At 53.0% G+C, this 20956-nt stretch carries 24 protein-coding genes and 1 tRNA gene; 2 read left to right on the top strand and 23 right to left on the bottom strand.

Annotated elements, in window-relative coordinates:
- Positions 1-10: 10 nt before the first annotated feature.
- The 7 genes from C0977_RS03165 to C0977_RS03135 form a co-directional block, all read right to left on the bottom strand.
- Entirely contained in the window at positions 11-970 is a 960-nt protein-coding gene (locus tag C0977_RS03165) for a DUF2232 domain-containing protein (RefSeq protein WP_101912422.1), read from the bottom strand.
- A 79-nt stretch (positions 971-1049) separates the two neighbouring features.
- Positions 1050-2711: a ribonuclease J gene (locus tag C0977_RS03160; protein ID WP_101912421.1), complete on the bottom strand. Its 1662-nt coding sequence runs from the start codon at positions 2709-2711 to the stop codon at positions 1050-1052.
- Between the two features lie 357 nt (positions 2712-3068).
- Positions 3069-3989, bottom strand: a complete 921-nt coding sequence (locus tag C0977_RS03155) for a hypothetical protein (RefSeq protein ID WP_101912420.1) — start codon at positions 3987-3989, stop codon at positions 3069-3071.
- Positions 3990-4016: 27 nt separating this feature from the next.
- The gene (locus tag C0977_RS03150; RefSeq protein WP_023053831.1) at positions 4017-4859 is read right to left on the bottom strand and encodes a hypothetical protein; all 843 of its coding nucleotides are present in this window, start codon (positions 4857-4859) and stop codon (positions 4017-4019) included.
- A 13-nt stretch (positions 4860-4872) separates the two neighbouring features.
- Positions 4873-5673 (bottom strand): bifunctional hydroxymethylpyrimidine kinase/phosphomethylpyrimidine kinase, encoded by an 801-nt coding sequence (gene thiD, locus C0977_RS03145; RefSeq protein WP_101912419.1) that lies wholly within the window; start codon positions 5671-5673, stop codon positions 4873-4875.
- Between the two features lie 11 nt (positions 5674-5684).
- Positions 5685-6179: a SixA phosphatase family protein gene (locus C0977_RS03140; RefSeq protein WP_101912418.1), complete on the bottom strand. Its 495-nt coding sequence runs from the start codon at positions 6177-6179 to the stop codon at positions 5685-5687.
- 28 nt (positions 6180-6207) lie between these two features.
- Positions 6208-6495, bottom strand: coding sequence for an ArsR/SmtB family transcription factor (locus tag C0977_RS03135; RefSeq protein ID WP_036242878.1), 288 nt, complete (start codon positions 6493-6495; stop codon positions 6208-6210).
- Positions 6496-6742: 247 nt separating this feature from the next.
- Between C0977_RS03135 and C0977_RS03130 the strand changes: the two genes are divergently transcribed.
- Positions 6743-7267: a nitroreductase family protein gene (locus tag C0977_RS03130; protein WP_101912417.1), complete on the top strand. Its 525-nt coding sequence runs from the start codon at positions 6743-6745 to the stop codon at positions 7265-7267.
- Here the strand turns inward: C0977_RS03130 and C0977_RS03125 are convergent.
- The 14 genes from C0977_RS03125 to C0977_RS03060 all read right to left on the bottom strand — a co-directional run bounded on the left by C0977_RS03125 (position 7260) and on the right by C0977_RS03060 (position 17510).
- Entirely contained in the window at positions 7260-8039 is a 780-nt protein-coding gene (locus tag C0977_RS03125; protein WP_101912416.1) for a serine hydrolase, read from the bottom strand. The two genes, C0977_RS03130 and C0977_RS03125, sit on opposite strands and share 8 nt — an antisense overlap.
- The gene (locus tag C0977_RS03120) at positions 8032-8493 is read right to left on the bottom strand and encodes a Fur family transcriptional regulator (protein ID WP_200814209.1); all 462 of its coding nucleotides are present in this window, start codon (positions 8491-8493) and stop codon (positions 8032-8034) included. Before C0977_RS03120 ends, C0977_RS03125 begins: the two co-directional genes overlap by 8 nt.
- Positions 8486-9319, bottom strand: a complete 834-nt coding sequence (locus C0977_RS03115; RefSeq protein WP_023053789.1) for a metal ABC transporter permease — start codon at positions 9317-9319, stop codon at positions 8486-8488. The genes C0977_RS03120 and C0977_RS03115 overlap by 8 nt, the downstream gene beginning before the upstream one ends.
- Positions 9312-9989 carry a metal ABC transporter ATP-binding protein gene (locus C0977_RS03110; protein ID WP_023053853.1) on the bottom strand — a complete coding sequence of 226 codons (678 nt, stop codon included), beginning with the start codon at positions 9987-9989 and terminating at the stop codon, positions 9312-9314. The genes C0977_RS03115 and C0977_RS03110 overlap by 8 nt, the downstream gene beginning before the upstream one ends.
- Before the next feature lie 83 nt (positions 9990-10072).
- Complete coding sequence (locus C0977_RS03105; protein WP_200814201.1) at positions 10073-11323, bottom strand: Nramp family divalent metal transporter; 1251 nt, start codon at positions 11321-11323, stop codon at positions 10073-10075.
- A 134-nt stretch (positions 11324-11457) separates the two neighbouring features.
- Positions 11458-11898 (bottom strand): universal stress protein, encoded by a 441-nt coding sequence (locus tag C0977_RS03100; protein WP_101912414.1) that lies wholly within the window; start codon positions 11896-11898, stop codon positions 11458-11460.
- Complete coding sequence (locus C0977_RS03095) at positions 11895-12233, bottom strand: hypothetical protein (protein WP_101912413.1); 339 nt, start codon at positions 12231-12233, stop codon at positions 11895-11897. The genes C0977_RS03100 and C0977_RS03095 overlap by 4 nt, the downstream gene beginning before the upstream one ends.
- A gap of 14 nt (positions 12234-12247) precedes the next feature.
- Positions 12248-13144 carry a hypothetical protein gene (locus tag C0977_RS03090; protein ID WP_101912412.1) on the bottom strand — a complete coding sequence of 299 codons (897 nt, stop codon included), beginning with the start codon at positions 13142-13144 and terminating at the stop codon, positions 12248-12250.
- Positions 13145-13153: 9 nt separating this feature from the next.
- Positions 13154-14095, bottom strand: coding sequence for a phosphodiester glycosidase family protein (locus C0977_RS03085; protein WP_101912411.1), 942 nt, complete (start codon positions 14093-14095; stop codon positions 13154-13156).
- 32 nt (positions 14096-14127) lie between these two features.
- Positions 14128-14949 carry a polysaccharide deacetylase family protein gene (locus C0977_RS03080; protein WP_101912410.1) on the bottom strand — a complete coding sequence of 274 codons (822 nt, stop codon included), beginning with the start codon at positions 14947-14949 and terminating at the stop codon, positions 14128-14130.
- A 40-nt stretch (positions 14950-14989) separates the two neighbouring features.
- Positions 14990-15964, bottom strand: coding sequence for a C-terminal binding protein (locus tag C0977_RS03075; protein WP_036242864.1), 975 nt, complete (start codon positions 15962-15964; stop codon positions 14990-14992).
- Between the two features lie 165 nt (positions 15965-16129).
- A tRNA-Ser gene (locus tag C0977_RS03070) sits at positions 16130-16218 on the bottom strand.
- 131 nt (positions 16219-16349) lie between these two features.
- Positions 16350-16922, bottom strand: coding sequence for a chromate transporter (locus C0977_RS03065; protein ID WP_101912409.1), 573 nt, complete (start codon positions 16920-16922; stop codon positions 16350-16352).
- A gap of 12 nt (positions 16923-16934) precedes the next feature.
- Positions 16935-17510 (bottom strand): chromate transporter, encoded by a 576-nt coding sequence (locus C0977_RS03060; RefSeq protein WP_023053796.1) that lies wholly within the window; start codon positions 17508-17510, stop codon positions 16935-16937.
- Between the two features lie 135 nt (positions 17511-17645).
- Here C0977_RS03060 and C0977_RS03055 point away from each other — a divergent pair, with 135 nt between their 5' ends.
- Positions 17646-18515 carry a LysR family transcriptional regulator gene (locus C0977_RS03055; protein ID WP_101912408.1) on the top strand — a complete coding sequence of 290 codons (870 nt, stop codon included), beginning with the start codon at positions 17646-17648 and terminating at the stop codon, positions 18513-18515.
- Positions 18516-18550: 35 nt separating this feature from the next.
- On the opposite strand, the gene hydE is transcribed toward C0977_RS03055, so the two are convergent.
- A complete protein-coding gene (hydE, locus tag C0977_RS03050) occupies positions 18551-19654 on the bottom strand; it encodes a [FeFe] hydrogenase H-cluster radical SAM maturase HydE (protein ID WP_023053825.1) in 1104 nt (367 codons plus the stop codon).
- 10 nt (positions 19655-19664) lie between these two features.
- The gene (gene uraA / locus C0977_RS03045) at positions 19665-20933 is read right to left on the bottom strand and encodes a uracil permease (protein ID WP_101912407.1); all 1269 of its coding nucleotides are present in this window, start codon (positions 20931-20933) and stop codon (positions 19665-19667) included.
- Between the last annotated feature and the right edge of the window lie 23 nt (positions 20934-20956).

Raw genomic sequence — 20956 nt, 5'->3', positions numbered from 1 at the left:
CTCCCCGGGGTCAAAGACCCCCGTGTTTCTTGCGGTATTGCAGCAGCATCTCGACAATCCCGCCGATGAAGGCCGCATTCTGCAAAAGAGGCAGAAAAAGACAGTAAGCGGCAAGGATCATTCCCTGCCCCGTCGACTTCAGGTGAAACTTGCGCTCTGCCAAAAACAGAAAGAAAGCGATACCTTCGATGGAAATAAAGAAAAAAGAAACCAAACTCAAACCGACACCGGTCAGGTTGAGCCACTCAACGGATCTTGTCGATCCCCAGTAGCGCATGACCTGTGCCAGTACATATAAGTATACCATAATGCGCGGTATTTCCCAATAACGAATAGGCAGCAGCGGACGAACGGGAAGATGGAGCCGCTGCAGGATAATGACGGCCGCCTTGATATATACGTAAGCCAAGATAAACATGCTGACTACTGCCGCCGCCGGCAGAAGAACGGCCGAGGTTTCTTTGATCGCATCGACCTGTTCCTGCAATGCCAACGCTTCCTCCGGCGAGAGCCCCCGGCTGCTGTACGACGCCAAGGCCAAATCGAAGGTCTGCCGCCAGGCATCCGTCGTAACGGCAATCACATTAACGCCGTTAACGGCATACGTCAACAGGGACAACAAAACGGTCAATACCAACAAAGCGCCTGCCGCAAGAGCGATCAGCCGCCCCAGCGGCCATTGCCGCCGCAGACCGCAACCGATGGCCGTTCCCATGATTCCGAAGGAGAGAAACATGATCAGCGCGAAAAGCGGTGAAATAAATAAGGCCAGCAAAAGGCCTGCCGCAAGAGCGAACAGTGCTGCCCACTTGGCGCCGAATTTCAGGAAAACGATGATCATCGGTACGGGAAACACAAAATAACCGATCAGCGCGAATAAAGGCGACACGTAGCCCAGTACGCCTAAAAATACCATTATGACAGCCAAAAGCCCGGCTGTCGTCATTGCTTTTACATTCATATCGTCCATCGTCTCATCCTGTCTTTCTCTCTACATTCAGAACAGCGGAGGCAAAAACCCCCGCTGTATGCTGTCATGCTATCATATTTTAAACTTCCATGATGATCGGTAAGATCATGGGGCGGCGTCTCGTTTTTTCAAAGAGATATCGGCTCAGCGTATCGCGGACTTGGGACTTGATCACGGCCCATTCGCGGATATTGCCCGCTTCACATCGTTCCAAAACGGCAGCAACCCGTTCGTGCGCTTCCGCCAGAAGCGCTTCCGAATCACGGACATAGACGAAGCCGCGGGAAACGATATCGGGGCCCGCCAAAGCGTGACTGGTTCCTTTCGCCAAGGTCATGACAACGATCACGACGCCTTCCATGGCCAACTGCTGTCGATCGCGAATGACGATGTTGCCGACATCGCCGACGCCGAGTCCGTCGACGAAAACGCGGCCGGCATTGACACGGCCCGTTTTTTGCCCGCTGCGTCCCGTAAACTCGAAAATCTGGCCGTTATCGCCAATGAGGATATGCGCTTTGTCGACTCCCATTTCCACAGCCATTTCGCCGTGCTTCTTAAGCATTCGGTACTCGCCGTGAACGGGAATGAAATATTTCGGTTTAATCAAACCGAGCATGATTTTTAATTCTTCCTGGCTGCCGTGCCCGGAAACGTGTATTTTTTTGTCTCTGCCGGCAACGACATGGGCTCCGAGTTTCATCAAATTATCAATGGTGCGGCTGACGCCCATCTCGTTGCCGGGAATCGGCGTCGCCGAAATGATGACGGTATCGCCGGGCATGATGCTGACACTGCGATGATTGTTGGAAGCCATCCGGGACAATCCGGCCATCGGTTCCCCTTGGCTGCCCGTCGTCAGAATCAGCACCTGATCGGCAGGATACCGATTCAATTCGTCAGCCTCGATAAGGACTCCTTCCGGAATATCCAAATAGCCCAATTCCGTGGCAATCTGAACGTTGTTGACCATGCTCCGTCCCAGAACGGCAACCTTTCGTTTATAGAGGACCGCCGTATTGACAGCTTGCTGAATGCGGGAAATGTTCGACGCAAAGGTAGCTAGGATAATCCGTCCCTTGGCCTGGCTGAATTCACGGAGAAAAGCCTGTCCGACCGTTTTTTCCGACTCCGTATACCCCGGCCGTTCGGCATTCGTGCTGTCCGACATGAGCAGCAGCACGCCGCGCCTGCCCAGATCGGCAAACTTATGGATATCCATCAACTGATCATCGACAGGGGTCAGATCGATCTTGAAGTCACCGGTATGAACGACCGTACCTACAGGCGTTTTAAAATAAATGGCGCTTGCATCGGGAATGGAATGATTCGTATGGATAAAGCCGACCTTCATACAGCCGATTTCCACTTCATCGCCATGCTTCACTTCATTCAATGAATAATTCGAAATACGATTTTCTTTCAGCTTCCCTTCAATCAGACCGCACACAAGCCTTGTAGCATAAACGGGAACGTTGATCTCGTTCAATAAATATGCCAAACTGCCGATATGGTCTTCATGTCCGTGCGTAATAACGACGGCTCTGACTTTGTCACGATTTTCGATCAAATAGCTCATGTCGGGAATGACCAGGTCAATGCCGAACATGTCGTCATCGGGAAATGCCAATCCCGCATCCAAGACGACAATATCCTCTCCGTACTGGATAACCGTCATGTTTTTCCCGATTTCCCCCAGGCCTCCCAATGGAATTACAAAGAGCTTTTCCTTCTTAGCCAATTTTTTTCTACCTCCTATATCGTATGGTTCTGCAATGTGAATCGGTAATACGTACAAACACCCCATAATTCATAAACATCCGTCCGTTTGTCCCGTTTATACCATTTTCCGTTATTTTAAGCTCTCTGTCAACATATTTCCGAAGATTCATATACTCTCTTTACAATTTGAGGCGAGCAGATTTGATGAAATAATCCGCCCGCCTTACGTTTAAATCGCGCAGCGAAGCTGCACTGCCGCTCCCTTCGGCGCTGCCGAAATGCGCAAAGCCTCACGCACCGGCACTTCACTTTTCGCATCGTCTTCTCGAACGAATACGGGCACGCGAAACAGCGACCGGCTATTCCCGAGCCGTCATCAGTCCTGCCCCTGTCCGGCAGACTGCGGCGACGAACCCGCTTTATCGCCTTCACGGACGGTACCCGTACGCGTCGCGGCGCCATCCGTTATCGGTACAGCCACCTTCTTGACGGCAGCCGGCACACGCAGATCTTCTCCCGGCGGCAGCGGCGCAATAGTCAACGTTACGTCAAGCGTTGCATTCTCGGCATATTGCCGGATAATTTCCCGTTCCGGCGGAGTAAACCGCGGATAGTCTTCGGCCAATACGGCAAGCAGGCCCTGCAATTGCGGCGTCATGGGAAACGTCAGTTGCTGCAACGCCTTGTCCGTCGAATCCAACGTCGCCGTAACCGTATACGTGCCGTTTTGCTTCAAGGCCCACAAAATCTTATCGGCCGTCTTATTCTCGGCAGCAGGCGGCTTCAGCATGGCCCCGAGCCGATTCGTATCATATTCGACGACGTACGTATGCGAGCCGGTTTGCCGAACCGCCGTAATACCGTCGCCAAAGACCTGGAACAGAGACGTCAGGCTTTGTCCGACCATGGCGGCATCAGCCGTCCCGGAGACGACATACCACTGCGTTGCACCCATACTGGTGACGCCATAGTAAAAATGGTATTCCTTATCCGCCACTTCACTATAAGCGGTAACCGTCGTCGCCAACGTCGGAAGTGAAGCGTCTTCCGCCTGCGCCGTCACCTTCACGGCAAACGGATTCGCTTGCAAAGAAATCATTTCTTTCACGGCGCCTTTAAAAAAGGGCATATCATAGGCGACGTGTACGGTATATTGGCCGTCCGGGTTTGCAGCCCTATGACGGACGGCCTCCGTATACGTCGTCAACGGGTCTGCCGCCAACGCGGCCGTACTGAGCAGTAACGTCGACGCTGCCGTAAGCAGTATATTTTTCAGCCATAACGACTTCCTATGCATAAATTATCCTCCTCAAAAACTCCACAATTATCTCGTTTTTTGGGCCGCAGCCGGTACCGTAAAGTCGATATTTTCCGGCAGAGGCGCACAATCAACGGTCACATTCACGCTGCTGTAGGCCAGAATCCGGCCGATCAACGCCTTTTGCGCTTCCGGGACATTGGCATTGGCCGCAATCAGTGCTGCAATACTGCGCAGCTGCGGCGTCAGCGGGAAATAGATATGACTGATGCGCGCCGTTGCGGGGTCAATCGTGACGTCTGCAAGGATATCGCCACTCTGCTGCAACGCCAGCAGCGCTTCCTTCAATGCCTTCCTTTCTTCCCCGGAAAGGCCCGCTTCAGCCCACTTCGCTTCATCACCTGTCGCATACAGGCGGGACATGTCATAGACGACCCGATACGTATGCGCCGAAATCGCCGTGACCGTTTTCACGCCTGCCAGCACATTGCCGTCAGCACGCAACGTTGCAGCCAGCGGCATCGCGTCGCGTAAAGGGCGATCATACGACTGCCACGTCCGGCTGTCCTCATCACCGTAACCGTAGTAAACGTGAACGACAGCGCCGTCCTGCTCGGCATAAAGGGAGGACGTGCCGCTCAACGTTTCGTTGCCGAGAAAACCAACGCTGGCCGTGCTTTTGACTTTGAACGGCATTTCCTGTATGTCGATTTTGTTTTTCAGCCGTCCCACCGACATGAACGGAGCCTGCACATTCATTTGTACCGTGTATTCTCCTTGCGGATGCGCCGCCATATTGCGGGCCGCCGCCTCGTACGTCTCTGCCGGCGTCAGCGCCAAGGCGCTGCCGGTAACCGTTGCGGCGGCGGCAAAAAGACAAAGCGTTTTCTTGATATAGTTTCCAATCATGTTGTTCCCTCTCTTAAACGATTCCCGCTTTTTCGTATAACCCGTAGAAATGATGAATCGGCCCATGCCCCTTGCCGATCGGTTCAGCGTGCGCAATACCGTCAAAAACATACGCCTTCGCCGCGGCAACGGCATCGGTAAGCGTCATGCCGTTCGCCAGATCGGCCGCAATGGCGCTGGAAAGAGAACAGCCTGTTCCGTGCGTACTCGTGCTGTCAATATGGCGTCCCTTGAAGTAATGCATTTCCTTGCCGTCAAAGAACAAATCCGTAGCATCCTCCGTACGATGACCGCCCTTGACCAGCACCGTTTGCGCTCCCATGGCGGCAATGGCGCGAGCCGCCTCTTCCATATCGCGGAAATCGCGGATCTCCTTGCCCGTCAGCACCTCCGCTTCCGGAATATTCGGCGTCAGCACCGTCGCTAACGGCAACAGCATTTTACGCAGCGATTCTTCCGCTTCCGGGCGGAGCAACCGATGACCGCTCGTCGCCACCATGACGGGATCAATGACGACAAAGGGTGGCTGATATCGTTTCAACTTGGCCGCAATGATCCGGATCGTTTCGACGACGCTGACCATGCCGATCTTGACGGCATCGACATCGATATCTTCAAAGACGGCGTCAATCTGAGATGCGATCAGCGGCGGCGTAACATCCATATAATCCCGCACGCCCTGCGTATTCTGCGAAACGACGGCAGTAATGACATTGAGCGCAAAACAACCGTGCGCGCAAAAGGTCTTGCAGTCCGCCGCCGCACCGGCGCCGCCGGAAGGGTCCGTACCGGCAATTGATAAGACATGTTTCATGTTTCTACCTCCTAATGCTGCAGCTTCAGCAACAATCTGACTGCAGCCGGCTGAATATAAAATAACAGGGAAGCCGTACCGACTTCGCCGTCATAAGGATCGTAATCAAACAACGCCATGCCGCCCGTCTTAAAATCAAGGGTCGTTCCCGTCCATTCGGTGCTCCAGTTTTCCAAGTACGGCGAGTGTCCGATAAGCAAAAGAAGATCGGCGTCCCGCCGGGAGAGGACGTCCCGGTAAAGGCGAGATAAATCGCCTGAAACCAACGCGTCGTTGACATGCATATTGCGGCAATGAAGACGGCGGCTGATAATCTCCGCCGTCTCTTTCGTCCGCACGTAAGGACTCACTTCCATTGCTTTTTTGCCAGAAGGCCACCAATTGGTTGCGAACTCGGCCATTGCCGCCACATCGCACCGCCCCCTGTCAGTCAGTTTGCGTTCGGCATCTGCACAGCCGGCATGCGCTTTTTCCGCCTTGCCGTGCCGCATCAGACAAACATACATGACATCGTCCCCCTTTTTGACTGTCCCTTTATTCGGCAACGTGCTCCAAACCGACTTGAAGCATCGTATAAACATGATCGTCGGCCAATGAATAATACACGGTCTTGCCGTCGCGGCGAAATTGCACCAAATGAGAATCACGCAAAATACGCAATTGATGGGAAACGGCAGATTGCCCCATTTGTATCGTATCGGCAATATCGTATACGCAAAGCTCACTCTTCATCAATGCCTGCAAAATGCGCAGCCGTGTCGGGTCGCCGAGGATTTTAAACAAGTTGGCTAAAGGCTGCGTATACTCTTCCAAGACGGAAATGTCTTTTTCGTCCTCAAAAGGATGTTGTTTAGTGTAATTTTCTGTCACGAGTTTCTCTCCATTCTCTGCCTGCAAGCTTACCGTTCCGACGCAATTCCGCTGACTGTATTATACCATACTCGGCGGCGTCAATCGAACCGGCGCGCAGGTTTGTTTCCGTAAAAACGGGACCGCCGTTTTTTTACATCACAAAAATAACCATCCTATGTTATAATAAAAATATATTAAAACAAGGAGATGATCAGTTATGAACGAATCCCTTCAAACGTTGCTCTCACGCCGCAGTATCCGCAAGTATAAGAAAGAGCAGATTACCGATCAGGAATTGAATCAGATTCTTGAAGCCGGCATGTATGCTCCGTCCGCCAAAGGACTGCAAGGCGCCTCGATGGTCGTCATCCAGGATGAAGCTGTCATCGCCGCCATTTCCGCCATGAACGCAAAGATTCTGGGTACCGACAGCGATCCTCTTTATGGTGCGCCGACAGTCGTCATCGTTTTTGCCGATCCGGAGCGTTCCGCCAATGCCTGGTCGGACGGCTGCCTCGTCATGGGCAATCTGATGAACGCCGCGGCAGCCTTAGGTCTCGGCTCCTGCTGGATCAACCGCGCCAAAGAAGAATTCGCTTCGCCTGAAGGCAAAGCGCTGCTGAAAAAATGGGGACTGCCGGAACATCTCGTCGGCGTCGGCCACTGCATCCTCGGCTACCCCGCCGAAACGGCACCGCCGCCGAAGCCGCGCAAAGACGACTACGTTATCTTCATCAAATAACCGGAGCGGCCGCAACCGCGTCATACAAGGCTCGAGCCAAATACGACATGTCGTAAATGGCTTGAGCCTCATTTTTTATGCCGTCAGCCATGAGACAGAGAATGAGTTTGCCCTGCGGCGCATAAAGAATGCCGCAGTCATGATAGACGCCGGCCAACTCGCCTGTTTTATGATCGATGCGGAGACTGCGGGCCATCTGCGCCGGTATGACGCAATTGTCTTCCTGTCGGGAAAGAATGCCGCACATAGCCGCATCGGCGCGCCGGCCCAGGCAACGACCTTCTGCCAGCAGCGTCATCAACCGCCCCATATCGCCAGGCGTCGTCACATTCTCTCGGCCCGCCGCGGCGGCGGTAAAGTCCATCATTTTCCGCCGCAGCCGAGTCCCTTTCAGCCCGAGACCGTCGATGCAGTCATTGACGGCGGCCATGCCGAGTATATCCAAGAGCATGTTGGCACAGGTATTGTCGCTTTCAACGATCATGTGTTCGATCAACACGGCAGTCGTCACCGGCGTGTTGATCGGCAGCGTATAGAAAGACCCGCCAGGAACGGCGGCGCGTACGGGCCAGCGTGCGGAAAAAGAAATCCTCCCGGCCCGTTCCTGCCGGAAGGCTTCAATCATAATCGGAATCTTGATCAGACTGGCCGCCGCCATCGGCCTGTCTCGCAGCAAAAACGGTTCCTCGCCGCCGAGACGCCGGCAGTAAACGGCAAGCTCGCCGGCGCCGTGCCAATAATCGTCGCATACCTGCTGCAGCGTTTCATTCATAAACGCCGTCTCCTTCCTCTTCTCTCCGGAGTTGCCGACGACAGTCGCCGCAATACCCGAAAAGTTCCAGATTATGTCCTACGATCTGAAATGTCGTTTCAGCGGCAATCCGCTCTTCAAACGACGCCAACGGACATGCGGAAATTTCCACCGTCTTATGGCAGCGCAGGCAGATCAGCCGATGCCTGTGCCCTATGGAACGAAGCGCATAACCGTGCCGTTTTAAATCGGGTAAAAAGGTTTTCTCCACAAGCGACGCCGTTTCAAATAATTCCAAAATTCGGTAAACAGTTGAAAAATTTACTTTGCCGCCGTTCTGATCGATGTTCTGATAGATTTCTTCCGCCGTAAGAACGCCTTCTCGAGCGAGCAGCACATGCAACACCCAATTGCGGGCCCGCGTGTTTTTCAAACCGTGCTTGTGAAGCAACGCACCGTATTCCTTTTCATCCATCACCGTTAATCCTCCCTTCTCTGCGCCGCTGCAGCGCCTGACGGCACTGACGCACGGCAATGACCGCCAACAGCATCAGCACGGACAATACGGCCGTCACGCCGCCGGGAGCCGCGTCGATATAGTACGACAGGAAAAGACCGGAAAGAATATCGACAAAACTGCAAAGAACGGATAGCTGCAAAGTCCGGCGAAAACCTTTCTTAAGCTGCAACGCCGTGGCTACCGGCAAGGCGATGAGCGAACTGATGACGAGAATACCGACAACGCGGATCGAAACGGAAATCGTCGCCGCTACAAGAACGGCAAAGATGTAGTTAATAAGCCGGCTCCTGACTCCGGCGATCTTTGCGCCGTCTTCATCAAAAGTGAGCATGACCAGCTGCGGATACAGCCATACGATCGTAATGATGGATACGATGCCGAGAACGATAACGGAAATCACGTCTTCGCGGGACACCGTGAGAATACTGCCGAAAAGAAAGGACTCTACGTTAGCGTGAACTACGCCGGAGCTGATGATCGTAATGGCGATGCCGACGGAAAATGACAGGACGATAACCAGGATCAGTTCAGCGTAGCGGCGAAACTGATTGCGCAGCACTTCGATGAGAATGCCGAAAAAAGACGTCAGAAAAAAAGCGCTGATAATCGGATTGACATTGAGCAAAAGACCGACAGCCACACCGGCCAAAGAAGCATGTGACAAAGCGTCGCCGATCATGGAATAACGACGCAGCACGAGGAACATGCCGATCAGCGGACAAACGATGGAAATGAGAATCGCCACGACGAAGGCATTCTGCATAAAAGTATATTCAAACATACGATTCACTCCCCGTATTCTCGGTCACATATTCCTTAATATATTCTTTTGGCGAACATAAATGCCCGCTGCCGCCGGCGAGATGGTACAGGTAGCGGGAATTTTTCATCGCCGCCCGTAAATTATGTTCTACGGCAATGACGGTAATCCCTTGCTCTGTATTCAATTTTTTCAAAAACGGGTAAAGCTCGGCTTGACTTTTAACGTCAATGCCGACGGAAGGCTCATCGAGGATGAGCAGATCGGGACGGGCCATCAACGCTCTGGCAATAAAGACTTTTTGACATTGACCGCCGGAAAGATTGCCGATCAGCGAGTCGCCGAACGCTTCCATCTTGACGAGTTCCAAATAGTTTTTTACGACGGAACTGTCCTTGATATGAAGCACCTTACGGTAACAATTCATGACTTCCCGCACCGTAATCGGAAATTGGCTGTTCAGCGATTCAAAACGCTGCGGCACATAGGCCGTGCGGGAAAAATCATTGTACATCCTGCCGCGCACAGGTTTTATCAGGCCCAGTAAAAGTTTCAGGAGCGTACTCTTCCCCGACCCGTTTTCACCGACAACGGAAAGATAGGTGCCGTTATCAATATGCAGCGTAATGTCCTTCAAGATAAACGGCGCGCCCAAATCGTAGGCGTAATACATATGTTCCAAGTCGATCACAACGCTACCTCCTCCCCATACAGGTTCGTTTTATTATAGACCGCCCCATTTGCAAACGCAAGGCATTTGCATCAATATCCCCTTTATTGCAGCATCTCCCACAGAAGCAAGCCATTCAGCAGCGTCACGATGACGGCAATCGTACCGAGAATCGTCTTTTGCAGCGTCGTATTGGCAAATTTCCCCATGACCTTATGCGCTGAAGTCAAATATATCTGCGTAAAAATCGTCAACGGCAACTGGACACTCAAGGCGATCTGGGAATAAACGAGTCCCTGAAACGGGTCAACGATCAGACAGATAATGACCAGCGCCAGAAGATACGTCAAGGCGACACCGTGCCATGAGTGATAATCTTTGATCTGGTAGGCCTCGCCGAAAATACCGGCATAGATCGTTCCGCCGGCCATACCGGCCGTCGTCGTCGAAGCCAGGCCGGCAAAGAAAAGTGCCAAGGCGAAGAGCAACGCCGCCGCCTTGCCCAGCATCGGCTCCAGCATAGCCTGAGCCTGTCCGATCTCCGTCACGGTGATACCCTGCGAAAAAAAGACTGCTCCGGCAATCAGTATCATCGCACTGTTGATAGCCCAACCGATTCCCATGGATAAAATCGTATCTAAAAATTCATACTTCAGCTGTTCGCTGATAACCGTCTCATCCTGCAGGTTCCATTGGCGGCTCTGCACGATTTCCGAATGGAGGAACAAATTATGAGGCATGACGACGGCACCGAGTACGCTCATGACGATCATGACCGAGCCCGCCGGCAGCGACGGCATGACCATAGCCGGCGCCGCCGCCTGCCAGTCGATATGGACGAGGGTCACTTCGGCCAAAAAAGACAGACCGATCAGCGACACGAAGGCAATGATAATTTTTTCCAATCGCTTGTACGAATTCGTCCACAAGAGCCAAAAGCAAGCCGCTGCCGTGAAAAAGCAAGCAGGCAGGACCGGCAGTCCCGTCAAAATGGATATTGCCAACCCGCCGCCAAGGATCTCCGCCATTGCCGTAGCCACCGCCGCCAAAACGGCAGTGGCAAGAACCAGCCGCGCCAGGCGGCGAGGCAAGTAGTGCGTCACGCCTTCTGCCAGACAAAGACCGGTAACAATACCCAAATGGGCGACGTTATGCTGCAAAAAAATGAGCATAATCGTAGCCAGTGTCACCATCCATAAAAGGGCGTAACCGTACTCGGCGCCGGCAGCTATATTGGCCGCCCAGTTGCCGGGATCAATAAAGCCGACAGTAATCAAAATGCCCGGACCGATATACTTCAGCGCCTTCCGCGCATTCATCTGAAAATCATGTCGCTTGCCATATGTACCAAACACGGTATCACCTGTATTTCCTCTTATAGTAAATAACACGCCATCGCGGATCGTATCGCGGCTGCCAATAACGCCGCCGAATCATAAAAAAAGCATCGCTTTCCTGATAAAAAAAGCGATGCTTTGCTCACGCTCCCTTATTTTACCAAAATGACGGGAACGTTGGCATGATTCATGACATATTGACTGACAGATCCCAGGGCATACCCTTCCACTTTTCCCAGGCCGCGGCAGCCCATGACGATCATGTCGCCCGCCTTTTCCTTAACGACGGAAAGAATGATCGCATCAGGGGCGCCGACTTCAAAAACCCGTTCGACTTTCACCCGGTGCGGCACAGATGCAGCCGCTTCCTGCAGGATCCGTTCCCCCTTTTCCTGCAGTTCCACTGCCACCCGCTCCGCCGCATAGCCGCCGAAAAGAGAACCGAAACTCGGCGTCGACGAAATGATCGTAGCGACATACACCAGGATCAGCGACGCATCGGCGGCAACGGCCAGCGCACAGGCATGTTCCAACGCCCGTTTGGCGTTCTCCGAGCCGTCGACGGGAACCACAATCCGCTTATATGCTATCACTGTAATCTACCTCCTTTTTTAACGGCTTTCGGCGCTGTTTTGATGACGATATTGCGGCCGTCTCTGACGGCCTGGAGTGAAATATCGCCGACACCGTCTTTATAGTAAGCCATCTTGATCTCCAACAGCAGGGCTCCCACTTTTTCCTGCAAGTCTTCCGTAAAAAACTGTTTGCGAAAATCGCCCGGACTTTGCCGTGCCGCCTTGGCGGCCCCGGACGGCGAGCGCCGCGGTTCTCCGTCATCCCAGTCTGCCGTTTCAAAAGTGAGCTCCTCTTTCACGCCGGCAAACATATCCTCAAGGGAACGGTTTTTAGGTATTTTATGCTTAGCCATATATGCCCCTTTTCTTACTTTTCTTTATCCATGTTATCTGATGCTTCATGCATACTGTCCAGTGTCAGGGAAGAAAACTCTTCCGGCGTCTGGTATGTCGCAATCTTCGTGAAGCCCTTTTTTAAACGGCCGCGATAAGCCGCAACGGCCTTACCGTCACGATTCACTTCGGCAATGTAAATCTCCTGCCCGTCTATGCCGACGAGGCGGAAATTACCGTTTGGCGAAATCTCGCGCCACGTCCCCGTCGCGCCTTCCAACATGTAGACGATACCGCGCTTCAAATTGTCGTAAAAGAGAATATCCTGGTCATAAAAGACGGCAATCTTACCGATATCCTCCGCCTGTACGGGGATCCGACGCGTATCATAGTTCGCATCAGTGCGGTAAATACGATACCGCTCTTCTTCAATCTGCAACTTCATGTAGATGACATTCGTTGCCGTCGAATAGGCGACGTCCGTGATTTTGCTGTCACGCGGCACATCTTCAATCTCCGTATCCAGCTCTCTGTCGGGGGCCTGCGGGTTATACTGGGCAATAAAGACGCCGTACGCACCGGTCTTGCTGCTCCTGCCATAAGTGGCAAAGATAGCCAGATCCCTGTCAGGAAGCCATTCAAAGAAAGAAACATTTCTGCCGTGCAGGCTGATACGCTGAGGATTTCCCTTCTTTCCCGCTTCGTAAATCGACACGTTCTCATTACTGATTACGGCCATAAATCGCTTGTCATAAGAATAATAGGACTGCCCGTTCGGCTCTACGCCGAATCCCAGCGCCTCCTGCTGATTGGTTCCGCCGATCTTATAATCCGACGTAGGTGCAAACAGGAAACTGTCCAGATAATAGTAAACGCCGGCTTGAATCGCTACACCGGCGATAAAGGTCAACAATACATTACCGATCTTCATGGGCGCCTCCTACTTTACGATGAAGGCCGTCGGAATCATGCGTTCTCCCAGGAGATCCGCTGGCTTATTGACGACTTCGCCATTCAAATACAAGGTCGAACTGGACCCGCCGTCCAGATTGGCTGCAATATAGGCGCCTTCTTCATACATAATATTTTGCAGATCACGCAGCGTTGCACCGATGGAATAAGACGGTTGCCTGCCGTCGATAACGAGAAAGAGGACGGTGCCGTCTTTGCGTTGGCCGATGGCGGTTCGCGGACCGACACCCCAGCCGCCGTCGCCGCTGGTAATCATCTTTTCCCCGTTGACAACTAAAGGCGGTCCGAAGGTGATTCCCTCCTTGACTCCCATGGAAACCAGCTCGCCTTTACTGTAATTGCCGGCAATAAGGTTGCCGTCCTTCGTGAAACCGACAAACTCGTTCACTTCACTGTCGTCCGATTCTTTTCCCAGGATAAAGCCGTTGTCATGAATAATAAAGCCATAAGGGCTGCGTCCCGTTCCAGTGCCGTTGGCATCATAAAAACCGCCGGCATTGATGGCGGCGACGGCATTGTTCCGTTTGGCGATACCGCTCGTCGTGTCGCCTTTTTCATCCAGATTCGCCGCCGTCGCGATTTCTACTCGTTTCGGGTCGGGTATTTCCAACAAAAATCCCTTAAAACGGCTGGAATCAATATTTTTCAGTTTCAAGGAAGAATCGCTGCGCGACGTAAATTTAAAAAGTTCCTGTTTCGGCGCCGTACTGATGCCGCCCAAAATGGCATCAATCTCTTCTTGCGAAAAAAGCCATGTAATGTACTGTGGATGACGGCTCTTAAGGATGGCGCCGACAACGGTACGCTTAATATTGTCAAACGGACCGAATAAAGCGACAAAAGGCGATGTCACTGCAAAAAACACCATGAGCACCATGATAAATTTAAAAATTTCTCGAAATAGTTTCATACGTAACCTCGGAATCCTCTGCTAAGCATATCTTAACGGGACGCATATCGTTCCGTCGTAAGCCGTTGCCGGAAATTGTCGATATCAACGGCATTGCCGATCCAGACGCGTCTGACGGCATAGGGATTATCACCGTATTTGGCCCATCCCGACTTCATCGTGAAGGCCAATTTGATGCCGGCTCGCCGTAATTCCTTCTCAGCCGCTTCATCTTCGCTGCCGTAGGGATAACAGAAGAACGCATTGTCAATGCCCAGCTCTTCTTTCAGCCGCTGCTGGCTGGTGGCAATTTCGCTCCTGAGCTGCTCCGCCGTCATTTCTCCCATCTCGTCGTGATGATGGCAATGCGACGCAATCTGAATGCCCGCAGCCTGCATTTCTTTGATTTGCTGCCAAGTCAGCCGCGTCCCCTGATCGGCGTCATACGTCGGAATAAAAACAGTACAGGCAAAACCGTATTCCTTCATAATCGGCGTAACGACAGTATACGTATCCGGATACCCGTCGTCAAAGGTCAGGACAACGGGACGCTCCGGTATGGGCTGCTTGTTCACCATATACGCATACAGCTGCTGCAGCGTAATCGGATGGTAATCGTTATCCTTCAGAAACTGCATCTGCTGGCGAAAGTGAGACTCGAGCAAAACGGCGTCATTATCTTTGACATCACCGATCATATGATACATCAGCACAGGCACGCCCTGTTCCGGAACCTTTTCCGGAACAGCCGGCGCCGTTTGCTTCGTCTGTACAGCCTTTTCCGCCGTCTCGCCGCCGGTTTTCTCCGGCAAGGCGCAGCCGCCCAACACGAAGCAGCAGACAACCGCCAGGCACAGCAATTTCCAAATCCGCAAAATTCCGAGTCCTCCTTTATCGCTCACCGGCCGGTGAACCTCAACACTCCGTCCGTTCACAATGAACGACGGGCAATTCATCATACTTTCCGTCCAAAAAGAGTCTGATGTACCGTTCGCCGTCATCGACAAGCTGTTTGTCGGCTTCCACGGAATGGCAGGCGATACTCGGCGTCAAAAGGAATTCGGGACGGGCAATCATCTTCAGCAGCATCGGGCTCGGATGTTCCATAGACAAGACGTCCAAGGCGACGCTGCGGATATGACCGTCATCGACGGCGTGATATAAAGCCGCCTCATCAACCAACCCGCCGCGGCAGCAGTTGACAAACATGGCGCCCTTCTTCATATCTTCAAACTGTTCATCTTGAAACAGGTTTTCCGTCGCCTCATTCAGCGGCAGATGGAGTGAAACGAGGTCGCTCGTTTGCAGCAATGTATCAAAGTCGACCGGTTTGACGCCGGCCTCCCGCAAGACCCGTTCATCGACAAAAGGATCAAACGCTTGGATCGGGCAGCCGAAAGCCTGCAAGCGCCGCGCCACGGCCCGTCCGATATGACCGAAACCGGCGAGACCGATCAGCGTATCACCGACACGGTGAATCGGCCAGGTAATCGATCCGTATTGCCAGCGGCTGTTACTGCGGATGTCATTCTGATATTCCGGCAGCTGACGCAATAAAGCCAAGATCATGGCCGCGCTGTGATCGGCAATATCGTCAACACAATACGACGTATTACGAACAACCCTGATCCCTTTGGCCGCCGCCGCCGCCACATCGACATGATCGGTAAAAGCCGAAAGCACAACGATAAGCCGCAAATCCTCCAGGCGTTCGATAAGCGACGCCGAAACCGGTTCGTCACGACAGATCAAAATTTCCGCGCCGTCCAACTGATCCGCTAAATCCTCTTCATCCTCGGCCGAGCAATATTCCACCTCTGCAATATCGCTCAACCGCTCTCCAAACTCATCTTCATCCGGGTGTCCTGTCAGAACACATATGTGATACATATCACTGCCCCATTTCATAAATACGATTATCTTTTAGGTATAGATATACACTTAAATATATATCATAATTCGCATAAAATGGCAAGTAATCCCAATTTTGCCGCTTCCGATGCGGAAACAAAAAAGGCGCAACCATTGTTTTCAATGCTTGCGCCTTCGCAACTTTGGCGGAAGGGGTGGGATTCGAACCCACGGTACGTTGCCGTATCACTAGTTTTCAAGACTAGCTCCTTAAACCGCTCGGACACCCTTCCATAATGAAGTAAGTATACCAAATTCAAGAGAGCCGCGTCAAGATTTATCTTCAATTCGGCGCCGATCCGATCGACCAGAGCAACACCGGCCCGCCGGCAACAGCCGCTGCCGGCCCGTTGCGGCATGACCGTTATACCTGCAACATTCCGGCCACGCCCAAGATGAGACCTGCAAGACCTGCACCCAACAAGATATGAATGACACCGAATTTCCGACGCACGGCGATAACAGCGGCAATCAGGATAAGCAGGCCGCCGCCGCTGAAAGCGCTCCAGTCCTGAGGAACGCCTTCCGTATTCCACAGCGCCAACCAGATAAAGCTGATCGACGCCGCGCAGATCAGCGCGACGACAGCAGGACGCAGGCCGTTGAGAATGCCGCGAATCGGCCCGATGTTGCCGTATTTCAAAAAGAGTTTCGCCAAAAGGATACCGAGAAAAAAAGACGGCGTGACAAATCCCAGCGTCGCTGCCAAACCGCCGCCGACACCGGCGATCTTCGTGCCCGCGAAGGTTGCCGCATTAATCCCGATCGGCCCGGGCGTCATTTGCGAAATCGTAAAAATATCGACAAATTCACTCATTGTCAACCAATGATAGCCGTCAACAATGCTGGCCTGAATCAACGGCATCGAGGCGTAGCCGCCGCCAACGCAGAAAACGCCGACTTTGCAGAATTCCCAAAACAACAGCCAATAAATCATCGTCATCACCGCCTAATCATATTTTTCGCGTTTCATAAAAAGAAGTCCTATCAGGGCATCCAACAAAATCAAATACATGATATTGAGATCAAAAAACACGGTGCCGATAAACGTGCCGCCGATAATAGCCAAGGGCAGAGCCAGCCGCTTTCTGCCCTGCTTAATCAGCAAATCAAGCCCTACATTGACGATCAGTGCCGTCGCGCCACACTGCATACCGCGCAACGCGAATTTGATATAGATATTTTGGATGAAATAATCATAGAAGAAAGAAACGGCCATGATAATCGCTAACGGCGGCAAAACCGTAGCCGTCAGTGCCGTCAGCGTACCTGCAATGCCGGCCATGCGATAGCCGAGAATAACCGCGCTGTTGACGGCTACGACGCCCGGCATGGATTGCCCGACGGCGACCAGTTCCAGCGCTTCTTTGTCTGTAATCCAGCCGTATTCATCAACATACTTCGCCTTCAGCAACGGTATGATGACGTAACCGCCGCCGACAGTAACGGCGCTGATAATAAAGGTCGATGTAAACAGCTTCCAGTAAAAGTCTTTTGTTACTTTCCGTTCCGCTCTGTCTGTCATGATTTCCTCCTGATCGCATTTTTCCGCTTTTCCGATCTTGATTATATCACTTGTGATGATATACTAAAAATATATATATACTCTATATTCAATATCTTTTTAATATGCATTTTATTGGAAGGAAATTTTCAAGTTATGGATTTGCGTCAGCTTCATTACTTTGTCACCATTGCCGAAGAGCGGCAGATCACCGCTGCGGCAAAGCGCTTGAACATGGCTCAGCCGCCGCTCAGCAAACAAATGCAACTGTTGGAAACGGAAATCGGCTCAACCTTGTTCAGCCGGGGACCTCGTCAGATCCGGCTGACAGACGCCGGTCAGATCCTTTATATCCGGGCCAAGCAGCTGCTGGCGCTGGCCGATTCAACGGAGCGGGAAATGGCCGATTTCAAGAGCGGCCGGCGCGGCACGCTCCGCATCGGCACGGTCTCGTCATCGGGAAGCGTGCTGTTTAACGGCGGCGTGGAAATGTTTCGCCGTCAATATCCCAACGTCCGCTTCGAAATTTATGACGGCAATACGTTCAACGTAATCGATTGGCTGCACAAGGGCATCATTGAAATCGGCATCGTCCGCACGCCCTTTGACGACGCTCCCTTTGGCGTCCGCCGCCTGCCTGCGGAACCGATGATCGCCGCAATGACGGCAGCCTTCGATGAAGAGCCGGGGGAAAAAACGATCGCCTGGCCACTCCTGGCCAAGAAACCCCTCATCATTTATCGCCGTTTCGCCAAGTTGCTGCGCCAGTCCTGGCTGCGTCACGATCTGGAACCGACGATCCTCTGCCGGAATGATGATGCCAGAACGACGATCCTTTGGGCCAATGCCGGTCTCGGCGTCGCCATTATTCCGGCTTCCGCCTTCTCTTTGGCCGAACATGACCAGCTGCGGGCAAAGGTAATCGATGACGCTACGTTGTATACGTCAATCGCCGTGGCCTGGCCGAAAGACCGGTATCTCTCCTGCCTGGCCCAGGCGTTCATCGACTCCTTGTCTCCGGAATAAGCAACAGCGCGACGAAAAGATCGTCGCGCTGTCGTTCATCGCTTTTCTTTTTTATGAAAATGGAGAGAGTCGCCCCACCTGCCGAAGCCGACGGTGTCACCGACAGAGGCAACGCGGGCGCTGAGGCAGTTTTTGCATTGATCGGGCCGCTCATCGACGCAAGGTTTATGATCGTAAAGCAGATACTGCGCGCGGAACTTCGGCACCGTCACGACCGGCATCAGCACATTGGCGCCGGCTCTCAGCCCCAGCTCGCGCCCCAGCGGATGCAACGCCTGCAACGCCGTCGTCGCCGCAATATTGACATCGACAAGGAACAGACGCGTTACGGCGATCATCGACAAGCCCCATTGAAGCCGCCGTTGCCGCGCGTCCGGCGAATCAAGTCCGGCGGCCGCAACCGCCTGTCCGACAGGCGTGCGGTGATGAACGACGTAAGGCCCCATGCCGATCATATCGATATCCAACTGTTTATAAAAAAGAATATCGTCGGCCAGATCCTCTACCGTTTGCCCCGGCAGTCCGATCATATCGCCGGTGCCGACTTGATAGCCGATTCGACGCAACGTCTGCAGGCAATCGCGGCGAACCTGCCATTCATGCCGGCCGTCGCGCGGATGCAGCATATTATACAGTGAAGGGTTGCTCGTTTCGATGCGCAGCAAATACCGATGAGCTCCGGCTGCAAACCAGCGGCGATACGTTTCTTCCGTCTGTTCGCCGACGCACAGCGTCAGCCCCAAAGCGCCGCCGCCGATTTTTTTTATATCGCCAATGAGTTCTTCCACATAGGAAACGAAGGCCTCGTCCTGCCGCTCGCCGGACTGCAGCGTCAGCGAACCGTAGCCGCTTTCGTATGACCATCGGGCCATGGCCAGAATATCGTCCCGTTCCGTATCAAATCGCTCGACTTCGTCATTATCGCGCCGTATGCCGCAATAGCGGCAATTTTTTATGCAAATATTGGAAAACTCAACGAGTCCGCGGTAATAGACGACACGACCGACAGTTGCCGCCTTAACGGCGTAGGCGGCATCATACAGCTGCTGCAAATCATCCGGATCGGTAAGACTCAGCAGGTCGATCAGATCCTGCCGCGTCATGGCCCGTTGTTTACGTAACAGTTCCGTTAAATTCATCGTCTTTTTCCTAGCGTTCGTTCGACCAGTGTATCTTTTCGAAAAAGAGGAAGACCAGACTGAGCAGCATGGCCACAACCGTCGCCAGTCCCATTCCTTTGAGCTGCACCGGTCCGAGGACGACAGTCGCCCCCGACAAACCGGAGATCATCGTCACTGCCGTAAGAATCAGGTTTTTCGACCGCGTATAATCCACCTTCTTTTCGACCAGCATACGAATCCCCGAAGCGGCGATGAAGCCGAAAAGAAGAATGCAGACACCGCCCATGACCGGCGTCGGAATCCCGTGAATCAGGGCCGCAATCTTCCCGACAAAGGAAAAAATGATGGCGAAAACGGCGGCGCCGCCGATGACCCAGGTGCTGTAAACACCGGTAATTGCCATAACGCCCATATTTTCACCGTACGTCGTGTTCGGCGTCGAACCGACAAAGCCGGAAAGGACATTGGAAAGCCCGTCGGCAAAAAGCGACCGATGCAACCCCGGATCATTGATCAGATCGCGGCCGACAATATCGCTGGTCACGAAAAGATGCCCCAGATGTTCGGCAAAAACGACGAAAAGGGCCGGCATGATCATCATGATGGCGCTGATATTGAACTTCGGTTCATAGAAAGTCGGCACGGCAAGCCACGGCGTCGCACTGACCGTCGCCATGTCGACGACACCGAGAAAATAGGAAAGCACATAGCCGGAAACGACACCGATAAGAATCGGAATAATGCCGATGAAGCCCCGGCCCAGAACAGTTGCCAAAACGGTCACGGCCAAGGTAAACGTCGAGATAAGAATAGCCGTTCCGTTGGTCATGCCTTGGGCATCGCCCAAATATCCTGCCATCGTCATCGCCAGGGGCGCCAACTCCAAACCGATAATGGCAACGACGGCTCCCATCGCAGCCGGCGGAAACAGTATGTCGATCCAGGCGGTGCCGACGCGGTCGACAATGGCGGCCAAAATCATAAAGGAGAGACCGAAAACGATGAACCCTCCTTGCGCATCGCCGTAGGACATGCCGGACGTGGCGCAGACGGCCAGTACCGGCGAGATAAAGGCGAAGCTGGAACCGAGGTATGCCGGCAACCGCCATTTACAGATCGTCAAGTACAGCAACGTGCCGATACCGTTCATGAACAAGGCCGTCGCCGGATCTACGTGCAGTAAAAAAGGAACCAGTACCGTTGAACCGAACATGGCAAAAAGGTGCTGTAAACTGAGCGGTATCGTCGGCAAGAGCGGCAGCCGCTCGTCGACTTCGATGATTTTTCTCTGTTCCATTCGTGTAACTCCTCCGCAAAATA

The sequence above is a fragment of the Megasphaera vaginalis (ex Bordigoni et al. 2020) genome, assembly GCF_900240295.1.
GTDB lineage: Bacteria > Bacillota > Negativicutes > Veillonellales > Megasphaeraceae > Megasphaera > Megasphaera vaginalis.
This window is presented reverse-complemented; position numbering and strand designations above follow the sequence as displayed.